This is a genomic window from Acidovorax sp. HMWF018 (assembly GCF_003061035.1).
In the GTDB taxonomy this organism is placed as follows: domain Bacteria; phylum Pseudomonadota; class Gammaproteobacteria; order Burkholderiales; family Burkholderiaceae_C; genus Acidovorax; species Acidovorax delafieldii.
Genome location: NZ_QAIM01000196.1, coordinates 1 through 4,605, shown reverse-complemented (window position 1 = coordinate 4,605; position 4,605 = coordinate 1). Strand labels below are relative to the sequence as shown.

Sequence of the window (4,605 nt, the reverse complement as noted above, 5' to 3'; positions counted from 1 at the left end):
GGCGATTTTGAGGGGTTGACTTTCAGGATACGGAAAAATGCGGCTACAGCCGCTGAACAGGTTCGGACGCTGGGGAGTATTTCAGCAGCCTGTTAGATCACTCGCGAAATATGGTGACAAGGAGGCCAAGCTGAAGGTCGGCGAAGCCTACTTGGCTGGAACGGGCGGCTTCGCCAAAGACATAGCGGTAGGCCTTGAATATCTTCATAGCTTGATGCCGCAAGAAAAAAAGCGTGTTTCTGAAATAATCGCTAAATCTCTTTCTTTAGAAGAAATACTAGAGTTTCAGCAAATTAATTTGGTGGGATCGGCAGCAACGTTCGATGAAGATGCCCGGCTCAAATTCGTTGCTTGGCTTCTTGTGAGGGGTGAGTTAGAGCAAGCCTTCAGTTGGCTCGAACGAGATGACGAGGCGACTGGTGACCGAATGAAGTCGTGCTTGGATAAAGTTAGCTCGCGCAATCCTCTTGAAGCCTTGAAGAGGGTTGGCCGGGATTCATGTAAATCCGGGCAAAAAATGACTTAAGCTGTTGATTTGCCAGTAGAAATTGACATCGCGAAGTCCATTGGCGCTACCTTTCGACGCGGATCAAGCGTGTAGTCGCCGAACCGGTTGATATGGCGCGGCCTTAGCGGTGCAATGCCGCCAAGCATCTCTGCGGTCAACTCGGTCCCCTCGTCTTTCATGTCCTTCAGAATTCGCGTCATGCCTTGGACGTTGTGAAGGATCACCATGTTTGCCACGAGATGGTTGTACTTGATGATCTTGCGCTGCTCGTGTCGCAGGTTCTCGGCGATGATTCCATCGCCACCAAAAAAAGACCATTTGGCAAACGCATTGAACTGCTCGCTCTTATTTGTCTCTGCGTGAATGACTCGTCGCAGATCGACATCGCCGATGTATTCCAACAGAAACAAGGTACGCACCACCCTGCCGAGCTCTTGAAATGCGGTGTAGACCTTGTTGCGCCGGCTTTGAGAGCCTAGCCGCCGAAGAATCGCCGACGGTGCAATCTTTCCTACTTTGATCGACACCGCGACCCGTAGCATCGAAGGCAAGTGGGTCTCGATCAAATTCCAGTTGATTGAGTCTGACAGCAGCGGCTCAATATTGCTGTACTTTTCCTTCGGACCGGCACGATAGAGGTTAAGGTCTTTAATCCCACGAATCCGTGGCATGAGCTTGATACCCAGCAGATAGGACAAGGCGAAAACCGCATAATTCTGTGCTTGTATGTCACCATGAATGGTATCGGGACGGATATCAGACATATTGCCCATCAGGCCATCGAGAATGTAGATACCCTCGTAGGTTCCGCACGATATGAAATGGCTGAAGAGTGCGATGTATTTGTCCGATACGTGGTAGTAGCCAATGCCCCCATAGCCGCCGTAGCGGATATGGTATTCGGACAACATGTTCTGCTCGTAGAGATTCCACTTTGTTCCATCTGCAGACGCGTGTTTTCCGGTACCCCAATATGCGGGAAGTTCAAACTTATCGTAGGCATTGACGACGGAGGTGATCGCCTTATCCAAGGTGTCTTCCGTCACGTATTTCAGGTTGAGCCATGCAATTTGCTTGCGACTCATGCCTTTGATGGAGCGCGCGGTTTGCTCGGGACCCAGGTTGCAGCCATAACAAAAGAGAGTGGTCAGCAGGCGCATCCGAATCTCTTCCAGACGGCTATCGGCGCCAGAGACGTGCCTGAAATGTTTGTGTAAGTCCAACCATCACTCGACGTCGGTCAGGACATCGACGATGCCGGTGGACACCATTCTTTGCGTTAGTTCCTGTTCCAGCTCGACGGTGGCGGCAGACAGCTCGGATCTGGCTGGTTTTTTCAGAATGAGGCGCCCGTCGATGATTTCTGCGTGCGCATTCTTAGGAAAGGCGTCGTCGATTTGCTGCGTTTTCGCGAGTAACTGCTGCCGCAGAATATCCACGAGTGCTGACGGCGTAGTTTCGATCCCCGTCACCCGACCATAGTCTTCAAGTTCTGCAGCCAGAGTATTGTCATCGACCAGCTGCTCTCGATAATCATCGTAGCGTTCGCCGTGCTTAATGTAAAGATCCCCTGATTTTAAATCTTCCTTGATCTGCTGGAAAACGGCGAGCTCGAAATAACGTCGATCGATGATGGCGTCATGGGCATTTTCCAAGTCGACGAAAACGAGTTTTCGCCACTGGGCCGGCATCCATTTCAACGATCCCACATCCAGGTTCAGTTCACTGAGTGTCGCCGTCTGGCTTCTGGAAGTTCGCAGCCTATGCAATGCATCGATCATCGATTCCATGGTCGTGTCGTCAGAGCTGCATTTTGGCGCCGTGATCTCCACGCAGTTCAACAACTGGGCGCGCACTGCCTTGTATGGTTGAAGAAGGAACGGAAGGTAATTGCGGCCTGCGTAAGCCAGGAGTTCGTCGCAGTCCAAAACCAGCGCTTCGACATCGGCCTTTAGCGTGGACCCGATCGCTTGGACTCTCTGGGTATCTGTTCCGTTGATTTGGTAGGCATCCAGAATATCGCGCAACTGACCAATCAGCATATCCGTCTTCTGAAGTCTGTCTTGCTGGAACTCCAGAAGCTTCTGCCGAGCCGAATTTTCCAAATTCTGCATCATGCGGATGAGCATTTCCGCAGCGTCGTCGAGCGCCTGTGCATGTCGCGTGCGAATCAAGATTACGGCCAATGCGTAGCGCTTGAGCGGTTTTAGCTCGGTCATTTCTGCCGCGTCCATCGCGCGTGCAAGATGGCGGAACTGCCTCAGTTTGGGCACCGGGATCTCAGGCCGTGGCAGCAATTCGACCAGGTGCTGAAGACGTTTTACATGCTGCAGGTAGCTGCGAGTTTCCTTATTGGTGGGCCGTTTGGGCTCTCGTTTGAGCATCTGCCAGCCGGAGACCGATTCACCCGGCTCGACCTTGAGCAGCGAGTCGATCAAATCCTTGGTCTTTTCGTCCAGCTGATTGGTGATGCTTGCAAAATGTTTGCTGTTGCTGGCCTCCCTGGCGCCAAACGCCATGCGGTCCAACGTGGAAAACGCCGGGAGCTCGTAGCGATGATGCGCGAGCTCCTCCAGCATCACGTTCAGAATATCCACGACTGAATGCTTGGTATCAGCCGCTTCTGTCGCCCGTTGTTTGAGCCACTCCCAGCCGTCTGCGTCGAGCTTTCGCACGTTCATGAACTCGCGCACCGCATTGAGAGTTTTCGTCTGCCCGCCAGACGTCTCGAAGCGTTTGAGATCTTTTTGCTGCGGGGCAATGGAGAGTCCAATTTGCTCTGCAATGTGCTCGCAGATGACAGAGGGCACCGCATTTAGCTGCGGGAAAAAGCCCAGGCGCTGGAATAGTTTCAAGTACATCAGCGTTGCCACGCGCTGCAGACTTCGCCCACGCAGGCTTTCTACAAAGGCGACCTCATCCTTGGTGGGTGTAAACGCGGTGTTCAGTTCATGTGGGGAAATCTCGGGCTTGAGGTACGGATAGGCGGTCTCGGTTAGCGTTGTCATTTTGGTTTCAATGCGAGGCCATAGATGCGCAGAGTCCCTGTCAATAGCTACAGGCCGCTTTGGTCTTCAGCGTCCCCCCAGGCCGGAAACTATTCCCAGCGCTCTCCCGTTGCAATGTCCTGAACCGTTGCTTCGAGGGTACATTCGCTGTCTCCGGCAACCCGGTACATGTCGTCCAACAAGGTATAGATGGCCTCTGAAAGCTCCTCGCGCGACGGCGACGGGACCGCGATCGTGTAGAGGGTGCCATCCTTGTTCAAGCGCTGCATCGCATAGCGTTCCAGGCAGGTTTTTTCGATCAAGCGGTGCGCCCGCGTCAGCCCTCGAGACATTTTGCTGAAACGGCTGAGGGACAACTTGACGCGCAGCGCTATTAGCGGGACGGTTGGTGCCGAGAAAGCCTTTTGCTGGAGCTCATCCGCTGAAATTTGTGTGCCGGACTGTGGAGGTGTCAGCGGCGTGGGAAGGTTTTGTTCAAACCTTGTCTGCAGTTTCTGTGTTGAGGTATCAAGATAACGCATTGCCGACTTGACGTCCCGCCAGCCGACATAGTTCATGAGCTCCTTCAGATCCCAACCAGAGTCGCGCGCCCAGCTGGCAAAGCCGCGGCGCAGAGAATGGCTACTGAACTCTTCAGATGCGGGCACGCCAGCGGCATCCAGCAGTGCGCGGAGCAGCGGTATCAGGCTACTGCCTGCCATCGCAGTATTTGACAGGTGCCCCCATCGATCAATGCCTCGATACAGCGGGCCAGACTCCAATCCAGCCAAGACCTTCCAATAGCTCAAGGCGTTGACCGGGCACATCTGTGAAAGTGCTGGGCATTTGAACTCCCGCCCGAGGTTCTGGCGATCACCCTTGGAGCGCCCCAGATAGCAAGTCAGACCTTCTCCAGGAACGATTTCGACGTCTTCTACACGCAATCGAACGATTTCGTCAGAGCGAAAGCCTCTCCAAAATCCCAGAAGAATCAAGGAGCGATTCCTGGCGTACTGACCTTGCCCCTGTTTCGTGTAGTTCTTAACCCACGATTCACGCGGCCTTTTTGCGCTGTGCCTCGTACCAGCGTTGTTCGTACTGCATCGGGCT

At 53.6% G+C, this 4,605-nt stretch carries 2 protein-coding genes and 1 pseudogene; 1 reads left to right on the top strand and 2 read right to left on the bottom strand.

Annotated elements, in window-relative coordinates:
• The first annotated feature begins 37 nt into the window (after nt 1-37).
• Nucleotides 38-526 (top strand): hypothetical protein, encoded by a 489-nt coding sequence (locus DBR23_RS29230; RefSeq protein WP_146191267.1) that lies wholly within the window; start codon nt 38-40, stop codon nt 524-526.
• Here the strand turns inward: DBR23_RS29230 and DBR23_RS07195 are convergent.
• Both DBR23_RS07195 and DBR23_RS07190 read right to left on the bottom strand, forming a co-directional pair.
• Nucleotides 523-3,516 (bottom strand): annotated as a pseudogene (locus DBR23_RS07195) (Tn3 family transposase). The gene DBR23_RS29230 and the pseudogene DBR23_RS07195 sit on opposite strands and share 4 nt — an antisense overlap.
• Nucleotides 3,517-3,605: 89 nt before the next feature.
• Nucleotides 3,606-4,490, bottom strand: coding sequence for a site-specific integrase (locus tag DBR23_RS07190; RefSeq protein ID WP_233250314.1), 885 nt, complete (start codon nt 4,488-4,490; stop codon nt 3,606-3,608).
• Nucleotides 4,491-4,605 lie beyond the last annotated feature (115 nt).